This is a genomic window from Blautia sp. DFI.6.71 (genome assembly GCF_020593585.1).
GTDB classification, from domain to species: Bacteria; Bacillota; Clostridia; order Lachnospirales; family Lachnospiraceae; genus Blautia_A; species Blautia_A wexlerae.
In genome coordinates, this window is sequence record NZ_JAJDMJ010000137.1 from 1 (window position 1) to 1,058 (window position 1,058).

The 1,058-nt window shown below is 37.4% G+C and carries 1 protein-coding gene; it reads right to left on the reverse strand.

What is annotated here, in order from left to right:
• The coding region (locus tag LJE12_RS19580) for an IS1634 family transposase (protein WP_227292389.1) at positions 1-1,058 on the reverse strand (1,058 nt) is incomplete at both ends.

The window sequence follows — 1,058 nt, forward strand, 5'->3', positions numbered from 1 at the left end:
TTTTTTCCAGCTCTTTTATTGCCGCCGGTACAGTCATATAGTTCAGTTTCTTATCCAGTTTTTTCATTTCTTCTTTTAGTTTTATATACATCTTGCAGCGCACTATCATGGCTACAAATTCAACAAATATCTTCGCTCTTGCTGATTCTTCTGAATACACCCGGATGCTCTTATTCCCCAAATATGATTTATCTCCGCGGAATAGTTTCTCCGATACATCCCTGCTCTTATACAGTTCGATTGCTTCCTTCGCACTCATCTTTTCCGATGTAACGATACAAAAATATCCTGCCAGATCCAGTTCTCTTTCTACCACACTGCACCGTTCTTCCGGTAGTATAAAAGCCTGGCTCTTTTCATCATAATGAAGGTTAAAATACTTCTCAAATCCAGGACCGAATTCCTTTACTTTATTCTGGTACTTTTTCAGATACTGCGTCATCTGGTTGATCCGATTTTCAATCTCTATCCGTTCTGCGCTTTCTTTGGAAATACTATGATACAGATGAAAATAACGCTCTTTTTTATCACTTGCATACAGTTTGTGCCGTATTGTCTTTCCGTAAACTCCATATTCATAGATATTGTTTACCCGCTTATTTTCAAATGTCCCTTTATTTTCCAGGATCAGTTCATTCACAAGGGCAGACATCCCTTTCACCATGATAACAAAACTATACCCACATTTATCCATATATTGTATATTCTCGCAGCTGAAATATCCCCTGTCCAGAATGAATCCGATCTTCTTATAACCATATCCGGATGCTTTATCCAGCATGAACTGAAGCTGGGAGATATCATTCAGACTTCCTGGATATTTTTCATAAAATAATGGTTCCTGATTATGAGTATCATACGCAACTGCATAATTAAATACCGGCTCTCCCATATCTACTTTCGGATGCCCAAATTCAACCATTTTTATATCCCCGGCCTGACAGTTTTTATTCGTTGAATCATAAGAAATATAAATCTTTTCACGGTAATTCCATGACTCATTCCATGTATTCAGAAATCCTGTACTCTGATCATCTGTTACTGAATTCAGGAAATCT